Source organism: Methanococcoides sp. AM1 (genome assembly GCF_900774055.1).
GTDB lineage: Archaea > Halobacteriota > Methanosarcinia > Methanosarcinales > Methanosarcinaceae > Methanococcoides.
This window is the reverse complement of record NZ_CAAGSW010000003.1, coordinates 328,894-344,332: the sequence shown is the minus strand read 5'-3', so window position 1 is coordinate 344,332 and position 15,439 is coordinate 328,894. Positions and strand designations below refer to the sequence as shown.

The window sequence follows — 15,439 nt, the reverse complement described above, 5'->3', positions numbered from 1 at the left end:
ACTCTTTTGATCATTGTTCAGGACGATCCTTCATTTCAGAGAGTGAAGTAACATCCCTGAAAAGCCTGAGAAATCTGTCCTTCCACTCCGGCATCTCATTAACAAAGGGAATGCCCTGCGAATACAACTTTGCGATCTCCCTATCGTAAGGGATCTTCATCAAGATCGGGATCCCCTCTTCAACACAGTAATCTTCCACCCTGTTGTCACCGATATCGCATCGATTTATCACCACACCGAAAGGTATTCCCAGTATCCTCATAACATCAAGAGCAAGCTTCAGGTCATGAAACCCAAAAGGTGTCGATTCGGTCACAAGGATACAGTAATCGACATTCTTCACTGAAGCAATGACCGGGCAGGCAGTACCTGGAGGTGCATCGATGATGGCAGTCGCATTCTTATCGATATGCTCCTGCAGGGCCTTGATCACAAGTGATGTCATGGGTTCCCCTATCTTCAACAGTCCCTGATAGAACACGAGTTCTTCATTTACCGAACCTTCGATAACTCCGACTTTCCTGTCCACCTCGCTGATAGCTTCATTCGGACATACAATAGTGCATCCACCACATCCATGGCAGAGTGTTGGGAAGATCATTACATCTTCAGGCAGAACGGCAAGGGCATTGAACTGGCAAAACTCAGAACATTTGCCGCAAAGGTCACACTTATTCTTATCAACAACCGGTGTCGGAACATTCACATCCTCGATCTTCTTAAGATCATACCCAAGGAACAGATTGCAGTTAGGTTCTTCCACATCACAGTCGAACAGTTGTGCATCCTTTAGGGAAAGTGCAAGATTTACTGCCACTGTTGTCTTACCTGTTCCACCTTTTCCGCTTGCTATCGCAATTTTCATTTCCATGTTCTCCGATTCTCAAATTATATTATTCTGTAGGAGCGGTGATCACACTCAGCTCAGAGATAATTTCAATAAGTGTTTCAACATCTTCCACATCATCCGGCATCTCTAACAGTTTAATAAAGCTGTCATGGAATTTATGGAATGGGCCTTCCCCGATATCCTTTATGATGACAATATTAACACCATGTTCCTGCAGGTACTCCGCCGTCTTTACGCCTCTTTTCCTATCCAGATCAGCAGCGGGGTTCTCACCAATGTCCCAGTCCATTATTTTGTTGTCTTCCAGCTGGATGAACATATAATAAGGAGCTTTTCCGATATGCCTGGATAACTTCGACTGTAATCCTTCTGGCTTCATTACAGGGATCGCAACCTTGAGCACGGATATCTTTCCAGGTTTTACATCGACTGAAATATGTTCCAGATTTGGTATTTCACTTTTAACTGCTTCTTCGATCTCAACGGAAAGCATTTCAACCCTTTTCAGATCGTATTCTCCTGCACTTTCTACCTGCATCTCCCCAAAGACCACAAGGCCGGATCTTCTGAGCCTGATATCATCAACTTTGTTAACACCGGGGATCTGACCTACTGTATTCCTGATATGCTCGATAGAATCCCTATCCAGCCATGCATCCATCAGGGTCAGTGCCGATTCCTTTGCTGTGGTGATCCCGAGTTTGAAGATGATCAATGATATAAGAAGAACTCCTGCACTGTCAAGCCAGGACATGCCAAACATCGAACCGATAATAGCAACAACAACGATCATGGAACTAAATACATCTGTATACGAATGAGTAGCATCAGCGATCAGTGCCTGTGAACCGATTTGCCTTCCTATTTTGAACTTATACTGTGAAAGGGCATAGATAGTAATTACAGAGAACACAGCCGCCCCAAGTGCCAGTCCCTGATGTTCCAGCTCAACAGGATCCTTTATAGTTTCCAGGGCTCCACGAACAAGTTCAAAGCCGGATAATAAAATAAGAATTGATACTAAAAGAGCCACAAGATTCTCTGCCTTGTAGTAACCATAAGGGAAGTGTTCCCCGCTACTTTTCAGGCTTAGTCTTAACCCGATCCACACTGCAAGGGATGTAAAGATATCCATTGATGTATGGATAGCATCTGCGATCAGGGAAGAGCTTCCTGAATAGAACCCCACTGTACCTTTTATTGCTGCAAGAAAGACCAGTGCAAAGGTAGAGTTCTTTGAAGCCTTAGCACCTAACTGAAGTTTTTCTTTTACAGCCATATTATGTTCCCCAATAACTAATAAACAATAAAAAAACACAAAAAACAAAAAAGGGATCCCTCATCGGGACCCTTCTTTTCGATCATTCTTTCAGAACTTCACTGATAAACTGGCCTTCTCCTACCAGTTCAATGATATTACCAAGCCGCTCCTTTCCGGGTTTGGTCCGGTATTTGACAAAGGTCTTACCAACCTTGTCTATCAGGGCAGGGATCTCTTCTTTTGTACAGAATGCCTTCAGGAGAACACCATTTGTTGGTCTTCTTGCATCATTCCCGCCGATCCATACAGAATAACCTCTCTCACTTTCAACAGCAGCCTCATGTGGGCACCCTCTGACACACCATCCACAGTTGATGCAGAGGTCCCTGTCAATAACAGCTTTTCCTGAGGTCACAGAGATAGCATTCAGTTTGCACAATTCGCTGCATCGTCCGCATCCGGTACATTTTTCCGTATCGACCTTCGGACGGAGCTGACCGACAATACCAATGTCATTGTTTTCTGCTCTGACACAACTGTTCGGACATCCGGCCACACCTACCTTCATCTTGTGTGGAGTGAGCTTTTGGGCGAACTGCATGGTAAGTTCATTTGCAATGTCCTTAGTAGTAACAAGTCCCTCAGGACAGTAATCCATTCCAGGACAAGCGTTAGCATAACCCATTCCAATGGTCTTGAGTCCGCTGCCATAGACATCGGCCATCAGGCCATCGACATTTTCGCCTTTGACACCCTGTATCTCAACGCTCTTTCTTGTGGTAAGCTCAAGGCTACCGTCACCATATTTCTCTGCAAGTTCAGCAACCCTGGCAATGTAATCATGCTGCACGATACCGGAGTTAGTTTTGATCTTCACGAAATTCGTGCCATTTGCTTCAGGTCTGACACCAGGATAATCACGTACCCAGTAAAAGTTCACTTTCTTTTCATTATCAAGACGTTTATCAAGTTCTTTATTGAACTTTCTCATCTTAATAGATGCAAAGTCCTCTAGCATGCTGATGTCGACATCATCGATTGTTTCTATGTATCCAGCCTTTTCTGCTGCTTCAAGAAGTGCCAGCCCCTTGTCATTACGGGCTATTAAAGTGGTCCATCCGGTAGATGAGCCAACGTGTCCTGCTGATATGTCTGCAACTTTTGAAACAGCGTCCCTGCAGATACGGCATCCATCCCACACACAGTCAGCGATATCCTTCAGGGAGATCTCAATTTCCCCATCATCGGTAGTAACGATCATTTCATCAAGCCTGATGGCATATTTCCGGATCTTGTCCAGGTCAATACCTATGCTTTTCATGTGCTCGGATAACTTTTCATAGTTAAAGTTCTCCATGCAGAACAGACCGATCGTATATGGTATATTCGGGATGTCAGCTTTTTCACCATTCATTCCGACTTCCATCGGGTGAACGTTCAGGCCTGTGAAGAACTGTGTCCTTCTGGTTCCGTATGTCTGGCATGGAACACCTACCATTGCGACATTTTTCATTTCATCCTTGCTCTGGCGCAGTGCGGCCATCACAGGAACTGTTGAATATTTGGCACCCTGGGTATCCATAAGTTCTTCTTTGCTTGCAACAATGCAGGAATCCGGTTTTGTAAAACCTGCAGTGGTGACAGCACCATCAATGAGACCATTGTCAAAACAGTATCCGAGAAGTGCGGTCACCGCGCCGCCATCCTGCCCCTTCTTGGCTATTGAGGGATCTGTAGCCCTTGCAGAAACGATCTTCTGATACTGGCCGATAGGTGATGGTGGCAGTGATTTAAAATTGAACACGTTCATGGATATACGGGCTGCATCTGTCATGACACGCTGGCAAACATCCTTGCAGGCACCTTCTCCGTTCCTGTAGCATTCTTCCTTTAATTTTGGCCCGTTCTCATCGAATTCGATGATCTCATAAGGGCAAACCGCAGCGCAGGCACCGCATAAAGTGCACATTCCGGTGTCTACAACTGCATCTTTTAAGAACCATTTATATTCTTCTGACATTGTTCTCATCTCGTATCATTTATTGTACTTTTAAGGCAAATTCGGTTTCTATTGGTTGTGGAATAAGTGTACAAAATTTACAAAACCTACAAATATATAAAATTTCCTATTTGAAATTTCAGAAGAAACAATGGAATATCTGTAGCTGTTAACTTAACGATTTCCTCCGCCTCTGCCAGCTCCGCCACCGCCTCCCATTCCTCTGCCGGACCCACTGGACCTGCCACTTCCACCCATGCCTCTGCCGGGTGCAGCCATAGAAGCATGTGCTTGTGCTGTCGGAGCACCGGTTTCATTCAACTGACCTTCTTTGTACTGGCGGATCGCATCTTTGATTGAGCCACTGGCTCCTGTCATTACTTTAATTCCGGCTGCGGAAAGGATCGGGAAAGCGTTGGGCCCGACGTTACCGGTAAGGAGAACATCGATCCCTTTGTCAGAAATGTTCTGAGCAGCCTGTATACCTGCTCCGCCTGATGCTGAAGCTGCTGCGTTATCAACTGCTTTGAATTCCATTGTTTCCGGATCTACAAGAACAAAGTACGGGCATCTTCCAAAACGTGAATCCATTGCTGCATCAATATTTTTATCTGTGGCTGTTACACATATCTTCATATAATTTCCTCATTTTTAATTATCTTTTTGTTGTATTCTACACAGATGAGAGGAAATATATAAATGTTACTGAAAAAGCCTATATATTTACCCATCTATGAGAGATTAGATCATATGTAAAGAACATGGATAGATGAAATTTTATCCTCGATACAAGTACAAATTCCAGAGGTATTAACATGGATTATGCAAAAATGAGTGAGAAACTTATTGAGGCACTGGAACTTAACGGGAAACCAGTAGCAATATCATTATTAAAGAGAGAAAAAGACATCCCTGAAGGCTTAGAAAAGATTGAAAATCCGAGAAGATACTGCCAGATGCTTCAGGATGCCAGGTTCAACAATACTGTCACTTTTGCTACCATGGATGAGCATGCCTGCAAAGGTGGTGCTGCAGCCATTGGATTGCAAGACTATCCTGACAAGATCAAAAGTGGAGAATTGTATTTTGATAAACTTGGTAAGGAAATCTCCCTGAGTGTCGCTAAGCGTGTTGTAGACAACATGCCAAGACCTGCTCCCGGATCGACCGTTGCAACCATTGTTGCTCCACTGGAAAGCACACCAACAAAACCTGACGTTATTATTGTGATAGGAAACACCCTTGTAGCCAGAAGGATCGCACATTCCGTGATCTACAGGCGCGGTGGTCGTATGACTGCAAACTTTGCAGGCATCCAGTCTACATGTGCAGATGCTACCGGTTCACCTTACACAACCGGAGAAGTTAACATCTCTATTGGATGTGATGGTGCTGCCAAGAATGCAGGACTCAAGGATGATGAGATGGTTGTAGGTATTCCTGAAGAACAGCTTGAGGACATTACGAATATCCTTGAAATGAAGGCCGGGGCCTGGAACGACTGGATGAGATCTTAAATGATCTCTGACCCTATCCTGTTTCTTTTTACTATATTTGATTATCAGGTAGCATAAAATAGCTACCAATCCTTTTCTAAAATGATCAGTAGCAAAGCTTATATAAAATCAGTTGTGTACACTTACAACACAACCGAAATAAACCGTTATCAGCAGTATCAACAACACTGTTAACAAAAATAATATTGTTATCTTCAATCATATCAAGCATAATACTGAGTGATACATATGGATCTCAAGGAAATAAACGAATTTGGAAAGCAGCTGACAGAAAAGCTCAACCTTAAGACAAAACCGGTTGCAGTCTCACTTATTCCGGAAGGACATGCCATACCTGAAGGCATCGAAAAGATAGATGAGAGCACAAGGCACTGCCAGATGGTGGACATTGTCAGGAAGACCGGAAAGCAGTTCTATGCTACAGCAGATGAACAGATGTGCAAGGGTGGATCTTCTGTATTGGGTTTGCAGGAAATGCCACACAAACTGGCTACCGGTGACACCTACTACAACCTCAAGCGTTTCAGCACCATCAATGCAGCAAGACGTACAATGGAAAAGGTAACAAAGGTAGAGGCAGGAACCACAAAAGCAGTCGTATACGGACCACTCGAAAGTGCAACCTTCAAGCCTGATGTAGTTGTTATCGTAACCTCACCAAAACAGGTCATGCAGCTCTCCCAGGCATTGATCTACAAGTTTGGTGGCAGGGTAGAAGCAAGCTTTGCAGGTATTCAGAGTGTTTGCGCAGACGGTGTTGCCCTTCCATACAAGGAAGGTAAGATCAGCGTAACAGTCGGATGTGGAGGAAGCAGGAAGTTCGCAAACATCGCAGATGATGAGCTTATCATCGGAATCCCTGTTGAAAGACTTCACGACCTCGTGGAAGCTATAAATGAGATGTTCGCCTGAACATCTTATTCTTAAATTTAAGTTCAACTTTTTTTAAAAAATATATTTCATATCAAATATACTCAATGTTTCATATACATTTAATTGAATATATTCGACAACCAATTGTTTCTATCATAGGTCATCGCGACCATACAGAGCATTATCAGCTTCCCTTAATTTATCCCTCATTTGTTTTGTCCCGACATCATCCGGTTTTATCCTGAGGGCCTCGTTGTATGCTTCAATAGCACCTGCACGATCCCCAAGAAGTCTCAAAGCTGTACCCTTGTTCTTCCAGACCACATGGCTTTTCCCATAACCAAGCTCCAGCAACCTGTTAAAGCATTGCAGTGCCAGCGTATGCTTTCCCATCATTATGTATGTGACACCTTTATTCGAAAGTGCTGTACTGTTATCCGGCTCCAGCTGAAGAGCCCTGTCAAAACACTCACATGCCTTTTTGTGATCCTTCTCATCCCTGCCGGCAGCTATCCCCATTTTGACCCACTCGGCAGCTGATCCTGACCCCTGACGCTTCAGCTTCCTTCTTGCCCTGTTCAATGCATCAGCAGTATCGTTCTGATCCTTCTTCTCATTCTGCCTGTTCAGAGCAGGAGATCCTGGCCTCTGCTTTGATATCTCAGATAGGTGTTTCCTCTTCGGGATATATTCTGGTTTGCCAAGCATCTTCCTGAGGATCATTATTGCCGCATCCTTATCCAGAGGATTGTTGTTATTACCACACTTAGGGGACTGGATACAGCTTGGGCATCCGTCTTTGCAGGGACAGCTCTCTATAGCCTTCAGTGTCACTTCGAGCATTTCGACGATCCTGCCATAACCAGCTTCAGCATATCCGACACCCCCGGCATGACCGTCATAGACGAAGATCCCGCTCTTCTTATTCAGGTCAGTATGTTCAGGAGTGGAAACTCCACCCACATCGTTCCTGTCAGCAAGAAGGTGAAGCGGATACATTGCTATAATTGCATGCTCAATGGCATGGATGCCGCCATTGAAATCCCTTTCATACTTTTCCACCAGGTCGGCAAGGTATTCAGGAAACTCAAGCCAAAGGGCTTCGGTCTCAAGACTAAATTTTGGCATCGTGAGGGAAAATTGTCCAAGCTCCTCATCAGTACGCTGCATGAACCTCTTGAATCCGGTCACCTGTTGGGTGACGTCAACATCACCAAAGCCAACAGTGACACCATCACAGGTCTGAAGAGGCTTCGTATCGATCACATCCACTATCTGTATGTCTGAAGCTACCTGTGACCTTGTGTAATATCCATCCTTTGCTTTTTCCACTCGGATGACCTGTTTCTCATGGTCAAGTTCAGTAACAGAATAAGGAGTGCCTTTGTTGATGTAAACAGCACCCTTGAAAGCCTCTCTGTATGCCCTTAGCCTGCCAATATCCTTTTCCAGGGGAGCACGGCTTCCTTTCTCAAAAATGGTGTAGCCATCGCCATCAATTCCCCTGATGGACACACGCATGTGAGCCTTGCCGTCCGTACAAACTTTTTCGCGATCGCCTTCTAGCAATCCTTCTTCTTCAAGCACTGCTATTATCTCGGCAAAATCACTGCCAAAATACTTCTCGTCTTCCGGCCTTAATGCGAGTTCCCTTGCTGCACAGAGCAGATGGCCAGCCTGAATATAACGATTGGAGACATTGATAACAGCCTCCTCACATTCTTTCTTGAAAAGGTCAGTTGGATTTCTCATATAGTACTGGTCAAGTGCATTAGAATCAGCCACAAGGGCAACAACACTTTCCTGACTTCCACGCCCTGCTCGTCCGGATTGCTGCCTAGCGCTCATGATGGTCCCTGGGAAACCATCCATTATACAGGCGTCCAGACCGCCAATATCAATACCAAGTTCGAGAGCCATAGTAGAGATGACACCTGCAACATTCCCACTTGAGAGTCCCTTCTCGATCGCTTCACGTTCATTCCCGTGATAGCCACCCCTGTAAGGGCTGATGATCTTTTGCTCGCCTCGCTGCTCAAGTCTCTGTTTTGCTTCAACGTACATTCTTTCGACCTTCTGCCTTGATCTTGCAAAAACAATGGTCTGGAGGTCATTCTGCACAAAGGTAGTGAAGAGATCAACGGTCTCACCAAAACTTGCTCTCCTGAGTGTGAAATTGTTGGAGCGGGAACGGGTATAAAGAGGAGGGTTCCAGAAGATGAACTTCTGCATTCCGCTGCCTGAACCATCCTTATTGACCAGTGTCACATCTTTGCCTATCAGGGCAGATGTATGTTCTTCCGGATTGCCAATGGTAGCTGTACAGCAGATGTACTGCGGTTTAGATCCGTAATGATCACAAACACGATTTAGCCGCCTGAGAAGGTTTGCCATGTTGCTTCCCATGACACCGCTGTAGGAATGGCTCTCATCCAGAACGATGAACTTCAGGTTAGAGAGGAACTTCTTCCACTGGTGTTTCCATTGCAGAAAGCTTAAATGGAGCATTTCCGGATTAGTAAAAAGTATTCTGGGATTTCCGTATTTTACCGCGGATTTCTCCTCCGATGACATTGTACCGATGAACCGGTTGATGTTCATCTCGATGCCCATGAGATCGCGGAAATTCTGAAATGTATCAAGCTGGTCATTGACCAGTGCGTTCAAAGGTGAAATATAAAGAGCAGTTGCATTGGGATCTTCCATTAATTTCTCGAAGATGGGAAGCATATAGCACATGGATTTACCGCTTGCTGTGCTGGTAGAAAGGCCCAAGTGTTTGCCTCTTTTTACTGTCCCGATGGCCTCTGCCTGATGAGTGTAAAGCTTCTCAATACCCATTTCGCTGAGAGCATACATTACCAGCGGTTTCAGTTCCACGTCCTCATATTCTGGCTCTTTTGGAGGAATGGTCTCAACGTGTACGATCTGGCCTTCATACCTGCGCGAGGAACGGATAGTATTGATCAGTTGAGGAACATCCATTGTAGTGCAACTCCGTGATTCATAACAGAATTGATGATACTTAAAATAGTGCAAAATGGTTCCGTCCTAGAATTTATCAGTGAATTAAAATCAGACTCTGGTATTTGGAGCACATAACACCATCTAGTTTGAATCAATGAATATCGTACAACAGTTTAGTCAATAAATGATATAGAACTGCTTCAAAACAAACGAAACCTTGAGATCAGGATAAACAAAGAAAAAGGTTAGAAGGACCGTTTATTAATCCTTCCTTTTGTAAATAACATATGCTGATAGCAGAACACCAGTTGTCAGCATTATGCTAAATCCCGGAGTTGCTTCAGTTTCTCCTTGTGGTTCCTGTGGTTCTTCAACAACTTCCTCTTCAGGAGCTACTATAGTTACATTATTGGTAGCATTTGAATCGGAAGTAGTATTTTCTTCCTCCACTTTAGGTTCTTCCTGAATTGGTATAATTACCGGAGTGCCAATACCTCCGGAGGAACCGCCACCGTTACTGCCAGAGGATGAGGTTCGTGCAATATTCACAAATGTTGTGTTGGTATTTCCAGCAGCATCGGTAACGTTTGCATAAATGGTGTTAGCACCTATGACCAGAGGTACCGTTGCCGTGAAGGTGCCGTTGAATTCTATGATTGTGGTTTCTGCATTAATATCATTCACTGTAACCAATGGCAGAGATCCGGTTCCATTGACAAGGCCTGAGACAGTAACAGAACTTGCCGTTGTGGATGATCCATCTGCCGGTGAGGTTATACTGATCACTGGCATGAGAGTGTCAACGACAATGATAAGTGGCAGGTAGTCAGATTCAGTTACTGAAAGGTTGTATTGCTCATCGCAGATCCCATCCGTGTTATTATCTGCTGTGTCAACACTGAATCCTGTTCCATTAGGATGCACCCAATAGTTTCCACCAAGGAGATGACCTCCAACAATGTTTGTTCCAGCAGTCATGGTGATGTTCCAGATGTTGCCATTATTGATGCCAACATATTCAACGTTATTTGTATTGTTGAAGTAATTATTGTAGAGGAGAGTGTTGTTGGAACCCTCAAAATAAATGCCATCGTCAAAGTTATTTGACACAATGTTACTGCTCAGGGAGTTATCGCTGGAATTCAACAGACCTATACCTGTATCACCGTTCGAGTTTGCATTATTATTGGTCAGCGTGTTGTTATTGCTGGACTGTTGCATCCTGATACCTGCGTCGGTGTTCGAGTTTGCAGTGTTATTGGTCAGTGTGTTGCTATTACTGGACTGTTGCAGACCGATACCGAAATTGTTATTCAGCACAATGTTACTGCTCAGCATGTTGTTGATGGACTCGGAAAGCCAGATGCCTGTGTTGGTGTTCGAGTTTGCAGTGTTATTGGTCAGCTTGTTGCTATTGCTGGACTGTTGCAGACCAATGCCGAAGATGTTATTCAATGCAATGTTACTGCTTAGATTGTTGCCATTACTTGACTGTTCCAGTCTGATACCTGCATCGTTGTTCGAACTTGCAGTATTATTGGTCAGTGTATTGCTATTGCTGGAATTTACCAGCCTGATGCCGAATTCATTGTTCAATATAATATTACTGTTCAGCATGTTGTTGCTGGACCCGAAAAGCCAGATACCTGTGTCGGTGTTCGAATTTGCAATGTTATTGGTCAGTGTGTTGCTGTCGCTGGAATTCACCAGGCCGATACCTGTATCACTGTTCGAGTTTGCAATGTTATTACTCAGCATATTGTTGCTGGACTGGTCCAGCCTGATGCCGACAAAGTTATTCGATAAGCTATTATCACTAATATTACATCCATTAACTCCATTGAGAAGTATCCCAACGTAATTATTTGCACCTGTCACATTAAAGCCGTTGATAGTGACATTGTCTTCAGTCACGTAAAATACGGAATTATTTGGATTAGCAGTCTGAACAATGGTATCGCCCAGATTATCAGGATGTGAATTGATTGTCAGTTCCTTGTTCACAGTCACATTCTCTGTATAGGTTCCCTGATAAACAAGAATCGTATCTTCATTAGTTGTATTCACATCATCTATAGCAGCCTGGATCGAAGTAAAATCTGCTACATCTCCGGTGCTGTTGTTCACTGTGAATGTGCTTGCGGATACTGTTCCAATGGTAATCAAAATAAAAAGTACTACTAAAATTATTGAATATATTTTCATTTGAATAATTCCCCCTAATATATTATTAGAAGCACTTACTAATAAATATCTCTATCCATTTACCTATGGATTATAGAATAAAAAGATAAAAAATCTATAGAAATAACGGATTCAAATCCTCATATTTTATTTATTTTTTCTTGTTTAATGCGACTCAACATGTCTAATTATAGCTACATATTAACCGAAGTGTTTCAACATCTTGAAACTCATTTCCTGTAATTCGGAACCAGCCTCTTTTCCATTGCTGTAAAAATGACATCCAGTGTAAGTGCTATCAATATCGCAGGAATGGCACCTGCAAGTATCTTCTCATTATTGAAGCCCACAAGCCCTTCAAAGATAAGCTCACCAAGACCTCCACTGCCAATGTAGGCTGTCAGGATGGCTATGCTGTTGATGAGGATGGATGCGAACTTGATACCTGCAAATATGGCAGGATAGGCATTTGGGAGACGGATATAGCGGAGGATCTGCCACTGGTTAAGACCGATACCGTCTGCATAGTCAAGCATGGAAGGATCCACCGTTGAAAGTCCGATGTAGGTGTTCTTGATGATAGGCAGAAGTGCCCTCAGCAGGATGGCTATAAGTGCAGGATAGAATCCGATTCCTATCAGAGGGACCACAATAGCAACAACAGCAAAACTTGGCACTGCCTGGGCAAGGTTCGCGAACTTCATGATGACATATCCGACACGTTTGCTGTAAAGGGAAACAAATGCAAGGGGCAGGGAGATGCAAATGCTTGCAAACAGCGTGGTAAGCAAAAGCACAAGATGCTCACCGGTATGTCCAAGGATCGTCTCAATAGTTACCATGTGCCATACTTCCTCTGCAGTTTCTTCTCAAGAGAACCTGCAAAGCCATCAAGGATCACTGCCAGAAGACCGGTCCAGATACCGGCGACAAGTATGGTTTCGATCTTATAGAGCTGTATCCCGGCTATAAGGGCTGTTCCAAGGCCACCTGCAGCAATCAGTCCGCCAAGTGTCACAACACCCATAGTGAATACAAGAGCTATCCTTAAGCCACCTGCTATCATAGGCAGGGAAAGCGGGAGTCTGACCTTCATAAGGATCTCACGCTGGGAAAGTCCCATTGCGTGTGCTATATCGATATACTGCTGGTCAACCTCTTTGAGGCCTGTGTAGGTGTTACGTGTGATAGGTAAAAGCGAATAAAGTATGGAAGCTACGATCGTTGGTTCCTCGCCAAGCCCGAATATTGGCAACAGGAGTACAAGAAGAGGAATATCCGGTATGGTTTCCACAACGTTCAGGAAATTAAGTGCAGGGTGAGCAATTCTGGGTCTGCTGTACAGGTAGATGCCCAAGCTTACCCCAATAATGGATGCAATGACGATGGCAATGCTGAACATGGTCAAGTGCTCAATCGTACGTGTGGTAAGGGAATTCGCTTCCCAGACTCTTATAAGATCAGATAGTAACAAAAACACTCACTCCTGATCAAACCAGTTGCCTGAATATATCTATCGGGAACAGGAAACCTCGAATTTGGTCATCGTCTCTGACAAATGCGATCGAATTATGTTTCTCATGCAGGTCCTTAAGTGAAGATTCAAGAAGCTCATCACTGCTAAACGAAGGAACACTTAAAGCATGGTCACCAATAGTATCATTTGTTTCTCCCAGACGCATCAGGTCAGGCAGCCTGACAATACCAACAGGTCCATTGTCATCAAAAACAACAGCGAGCTCTATGCCTTTATCAAGCATCGACTTAATGGCTTCGCTGACAGAAAGAGTTCCTTCATGAACATATTTGTTGTCAAGGGGAGTCATAAGATCCCTTATCCTCAAAGTATCAAGATGCTTGAACTTCTTTCCGGTATCAACAATACTTGCCACCATTTCATTTGCAGGATGGAAGATCAGTTCCTCTGCTGTTCCGATCTGTACAAGCTTTGCATCATCCATAATGCCTATCCTGTCCGCCAGCTTGAAAGCCTCTTCAATATCATGAGTTACGAAAATAATGGTCTTTCCGAGCTTTTCCCGGATAATACAAAACTCTTCCTGAAGCTGCTTTCTCAGAATAGGGTCAAGTGCTCCAAAGGGTTCATCCATGAGCAAAAGAGGCGGGTCCATTACCAGTGCCCTTGCGAGTCCCACTCTCTGTTGCTGGCCTCCACTTAACTGGTGGGGGTATCTGTTCATGAACATCTCTGATGGCAGGGACACAAAATCCAGAAGGTATTGTACCCTTTCACTGATCTTTTCCTTATCCCATCCTTCCAGTTTAGGAACAAGTCCTATATTTTCAGCTATTGTCATATGAGGGAATAGGCCGATATCCTGGATAACATAGCCAATGTTCCTCCTGAGAGCAACCTGCTCAATTTCCATAACATCCTGTCCGTTTATGTGAATAGTACCGGAATCAGGTTCTATCAGACGATTGATCGTACGTAGCGTTGTGGTCTTCCCTGATCCGCTGGGACCGATGAGAATGAGCATTTCCCCACCTTCAATATCAAGGTTCAGGTCATTGATAGCAAACCTGCCTTCATATTTTTTAGTCACACCGCGAATCCGGATAGAATCTATCCTGTCGAATATCCTTTTGGATGGCATAAGCAGATCTCAGTTAAAAAAGCAGTTTCTACACTATACTAAAAAAATAAGAGATTGAAAGAGGAATTAGCTCTCTATCAATCCGCTTGAGATCAAATAATCTCTTGCTATGTCCTCTGCTTCACGCTTCTCAACATCGAACTGGTAGTTCAGACCTCTCATTGTGTCTGTGTCGATCTGTCCTTCCAATTTTTCAAGAGCAGCAACAGCATCAGGGTTTACCTCTGCAAATTCTGCAGACATAATTAGAATAGCATCGTATGGAGGTAATGCATTCATGTCATCATTCAGGATACGAAGATCGAAAACTTCGTTCCTTGTATCTGTAGTATATGCTGAAACGACATCAACTTCATCATTCTTAATAGCCTCGTACATGATGTTCGCAACTGTAGGCTTGACCGCTTTGAACTCAAGGCCATAGAGATCGTTAATGCGAGGCAGACCATCTTCGCGATATGCAAATTCAGGATCAGTACCGATAGTTAACTCAGATGCATATCCATCCAGATCACTGATATTAACAACATTGTTCTCTTCAGCCCACTGATCCTTTACAGCAAGTGCATACGCATCCTCAAAACCAAGTTCTGCTACGATAACAACACCATCAGCATTCAGTCCTTCCTCAGATACCTGATAGACAACTTCAGGATCCCACACTTCAAGCGGAGTCTCGTTCAGTATCTGGCTATATGCAGTACCTGTATATTCCACATATACATCCACACTACCTTGCTTGAGACCCTCATAATTTATAAGAGTGCCACCAAGACCTTCTTTTACATCAACCTCATAACCTTCTTCTTCAAGCATGATACCAGCCATGTTTGCCAGTATATATGACTCCTGGAACAATTTAGAACCAATGACCACTTTTCCCTTCTCAGCATCTGCAGGATCTTCAGACCCCGATTCTGTACATCCGCTAAGGACAACAGTCAGAACAACAAAAGTTGTTAATAGAATTTTCCAATTCATCTTTTACCCCTCTTATAGTGGGATTTATTCAATATTTATAAGTTTGGGCATTATGTTTTGATTTTCGAAGTGCAATCCCGTATTAAAAATAAAAAGAACTGATATATAAATTATTAAGAATATAAAGAGACATTAAACATACCAATTAATTTTATAGCATATGCCGTACTTGAATTATGTATAATTAAT

The 15,439-nt window shown here is 43.6% G+C and carries 12 protein-coding genes; 2 read left to right on the top strand and 10 right to left on the bottom strand.

The genetic code is table 11. The annotated features are described in order from the left end of the window. Positions 1-10 precede the first annotated feature (10 nt). The 4 genes from E7X57_RS06745 to E7X57_RS06730 form a co-directional block, all read right to left on the bottom strand. Positions 11-865 (bottom strand): ATP-binding protein, encoded by an 855-nt coding sequence (locus E7X57_RS06745; RefSeq protein ID WP_135611915.1) that lies wholly within the window; start codon positions 863-865, stop codon positions 11-13. Between the two features lie 28 nt (positions 866-893). Beyond that, on the bottom strand, positions 894-2,129 hold the full coding sequence (locus E7X57_RS06740; RefSeq protein ID WP_135611913.1) for a cation diffusion facilitator family transporter: 1,236 nt from the start codon (positions 2,127-2,129) through the stop codon (positions 894-896). A gap of 82 nt (positions 2,130-2,211) precedes the next feature. Beyond that, positions 2,212-4,131, bottom strand: coding sequence for a Coenzyme F420 hydrogenase/dehydrogenase, beta subunit C-terminal domain (locus tag E7X57_RS06735; protein WP_135611911.1), 1,920 nt, complete (start codon positions 4,129-4,131; stop codon positions 2,212-2,214). 153 nt (positions 4,132-4,284) lie between these two features. Continuing rightward, on the bottom strand, positions 4,285-4,746 hold the full coding sequence (locus E7X57_RS06730; RefSeq protein WP_135611909.1) for a NifB/NifX family molybdenum-iron cluster-binding protein: 462 nt from the start codon (positions 4,744-4,746) through the stop codon (positions 4,285-4,287). Between the two features lie 179 nt (positions 4,747-4,925). Here E7X57_RS06730 and E7X57_RS06725 point away from each other — a divergent pair, with 179 nt between their 5' ends. Further along, positions 4,926-5,627, top strand: a complete 702-nt coding sequence (locus E7X57_RS06725) for a DUF169 domain-containing protein (protein ID WP_135611907.1) — start codon at positions 4,926-4,928, stop codon at positions 5,625-5,627. Positions 5,628-5,855: 228 nt separating this feature from the next. Continuing rightward, entirely contained in the window at positions 5,856-6,539 is a 684-nt protein-coding gene (locus E7X57_RS06720) for a DUF169 domain-containing protein (RefSeq protein WP_135611905.1), read from the top strand. Between the two features lie 114 nt (positions 6,540-6,653). Here the strand turns inward: E7X57_RS06720 and E7X57_RS06715 are convergent, their stop codons facing one another. The 6 genes from E7X57_RS06715 to E7X57_RS06690 all read right to left on the bottom strand — a co-directional run bounded on the left by E7X57_RS06715 (position 6,654) and on the right by E7X57_RS06690 (position 15,250). Continuing rightward, positions 6,654-9,485, bottom strand: a complete 2,832-nt coding sequence (locus tag E7X57_RS06715) for a DEAD/DEAH box helicase (protein WP_135611903.1) — start codon at positions 9,483-9,485, stop codon at positions 6,654-6,656. 243 nt (positions 9,486-9,728) lie between these two features. Continuing rightward, positions 9,729-11,672 carry a NosD domain-containing protein gene (locus E7X57_RS06710; protein ID WP_135611901.1) on the bottom strand — a complete coding sequence of 648 codons (1,944 nt, stop codon included), beginning with the start codon at positions 11,670-11,672 and terminating at the stop codon, positions 9,729-9,731. A 209-nt stretch (positions 11,673-11,881) separates the two neighbouring features. Beyond that, positions 11,882-12,493 carry an ABC transporter permease gene (locus E7X57_RS06705; RefSeq protein WP_135611900.1) on the bottom strand — a complete coding sequence of 204 codons (612 nt, stop codon included), beginning with the start codon at positions 12,491-12,493 and terminating at the stop codon, positions 11,882-11,884. Next, entirely contained in the window at positions 12,487-13,131 is a 645-nt protein-coding gene (locus E7X57_RS06700; RefSeq protein WP_135611898.1) for an ABC transporter permease, read from the bottom strand. The genes E7X57_RS06705 and E7X57_RS06700 overlap by 7 nt, the downstream gene beginning before the upstream one ends. 10 nt (positions 13,132-13,141) lie before the next feature. Beyond that, positions 13,142-14,269, bottom strand: a complete 1,128-nt coding sequence (locus E7X57_RS06695) for an ABC transporter ATP-binding protein (protein WP_135611896.1) — start codon at positions 14,267-14,269, stop codon at positions 13,142-13,144. A gap of 66 nt (positions 14,270-14,335) precedes the next feature. Further along, entirely contained in the window at positions 14,336-15,250 is a 915-nt protein-coding gene (locus E7X57_RS06690) for a glycine betaine ABC transporter substrate-binding protein (RefSeq protein WP_135611894.1), read from the bottom strand. Between the last annotated feature and the right edge of the window lie 189 nt (positions 15,251-15,439).

Excerpts from the sequence above, each read along its gene's own strand:
- E7X57_RS06735 (WP_135611911.1), bottom strand. The coding sequence starts at position 4,131 with ATGTCAGAAGAATATAAATGGTTCTTAAAAGATGCAGTTGTAGACACC.
- E7X57_RS06730 (WP_135611909.1), bottom strand. The coding sequence starts at position 4,746 with ATGAAGATATGTGTAACAGCCACAGATAAAAATATTGATGCAGCAATG.
- E7X57_RS06720 (WP_135611905.1), top strand. The coding sequence starts at position 5,856 with ATGGATCTCAAGGAAATAAACGAATTTGGAAAGCAGCTGACAGAAAAG.
- E7X57_RS06695 (WP_135611896.1), bottom strand. The coding sequence starts at position 14,269 with ATGCCATCCAAAAGGATATTCGACAGGATAGATTCTATCCGGATTCGC.
- E7X57_RS06690 (WP_135611894.1), bottom strand. The coding sequence starts at position 15,250 with ATGAATTGGAAAATTCTATTAACAACTTTTGTTGTTCTGACTGTTGTC.
- E7X57_RS06715 (WP_135611903.1), bottom strand. The coding sequence starts at position 9,485 with ATGGATGTTCCTCAACTGATCAATACTATCCGTTCCTCGCGCAGGTAT.
- E7X57_RS06710 (WP_135611901.1), bottom strand. The coding sequence starts at position 11,672 with ATGAAAATATATTCAATAATTTTAGTAGTACTTTTTATTTTGATTACC.
- E7X57_RS06740 (WP_135611913.1), bottom strand. The coding sequence starts at position 2,129 with ATGGCTGTAAAAGAAAAACTTCAGTTAGGTGCTAAGGCTTCAAAGAAC.
- E7X57_RS06725 (WP_135611907.1), top strand. The coding sequence starts at position 4,926 with ATGGATTATGCAAAAATGAGTGAGAAACTTATTGAGGCACTGGAACTT.
- E7X57_RS06705 (WP_135611900.1), bottom strand. The coding sequence starts at position 12,493 with ATGGTAACTATTGAGACGATCCTTGGACATACCGGTGAGCATCTTGTG.
- E7X57_RS06745 (WP_135611915.1), bottom strand. The coding sequence starts at position 865 with ATGAAAATTGCGATAGCAAGCGGAAAAGGTGGAACAGGTAAGACAACA.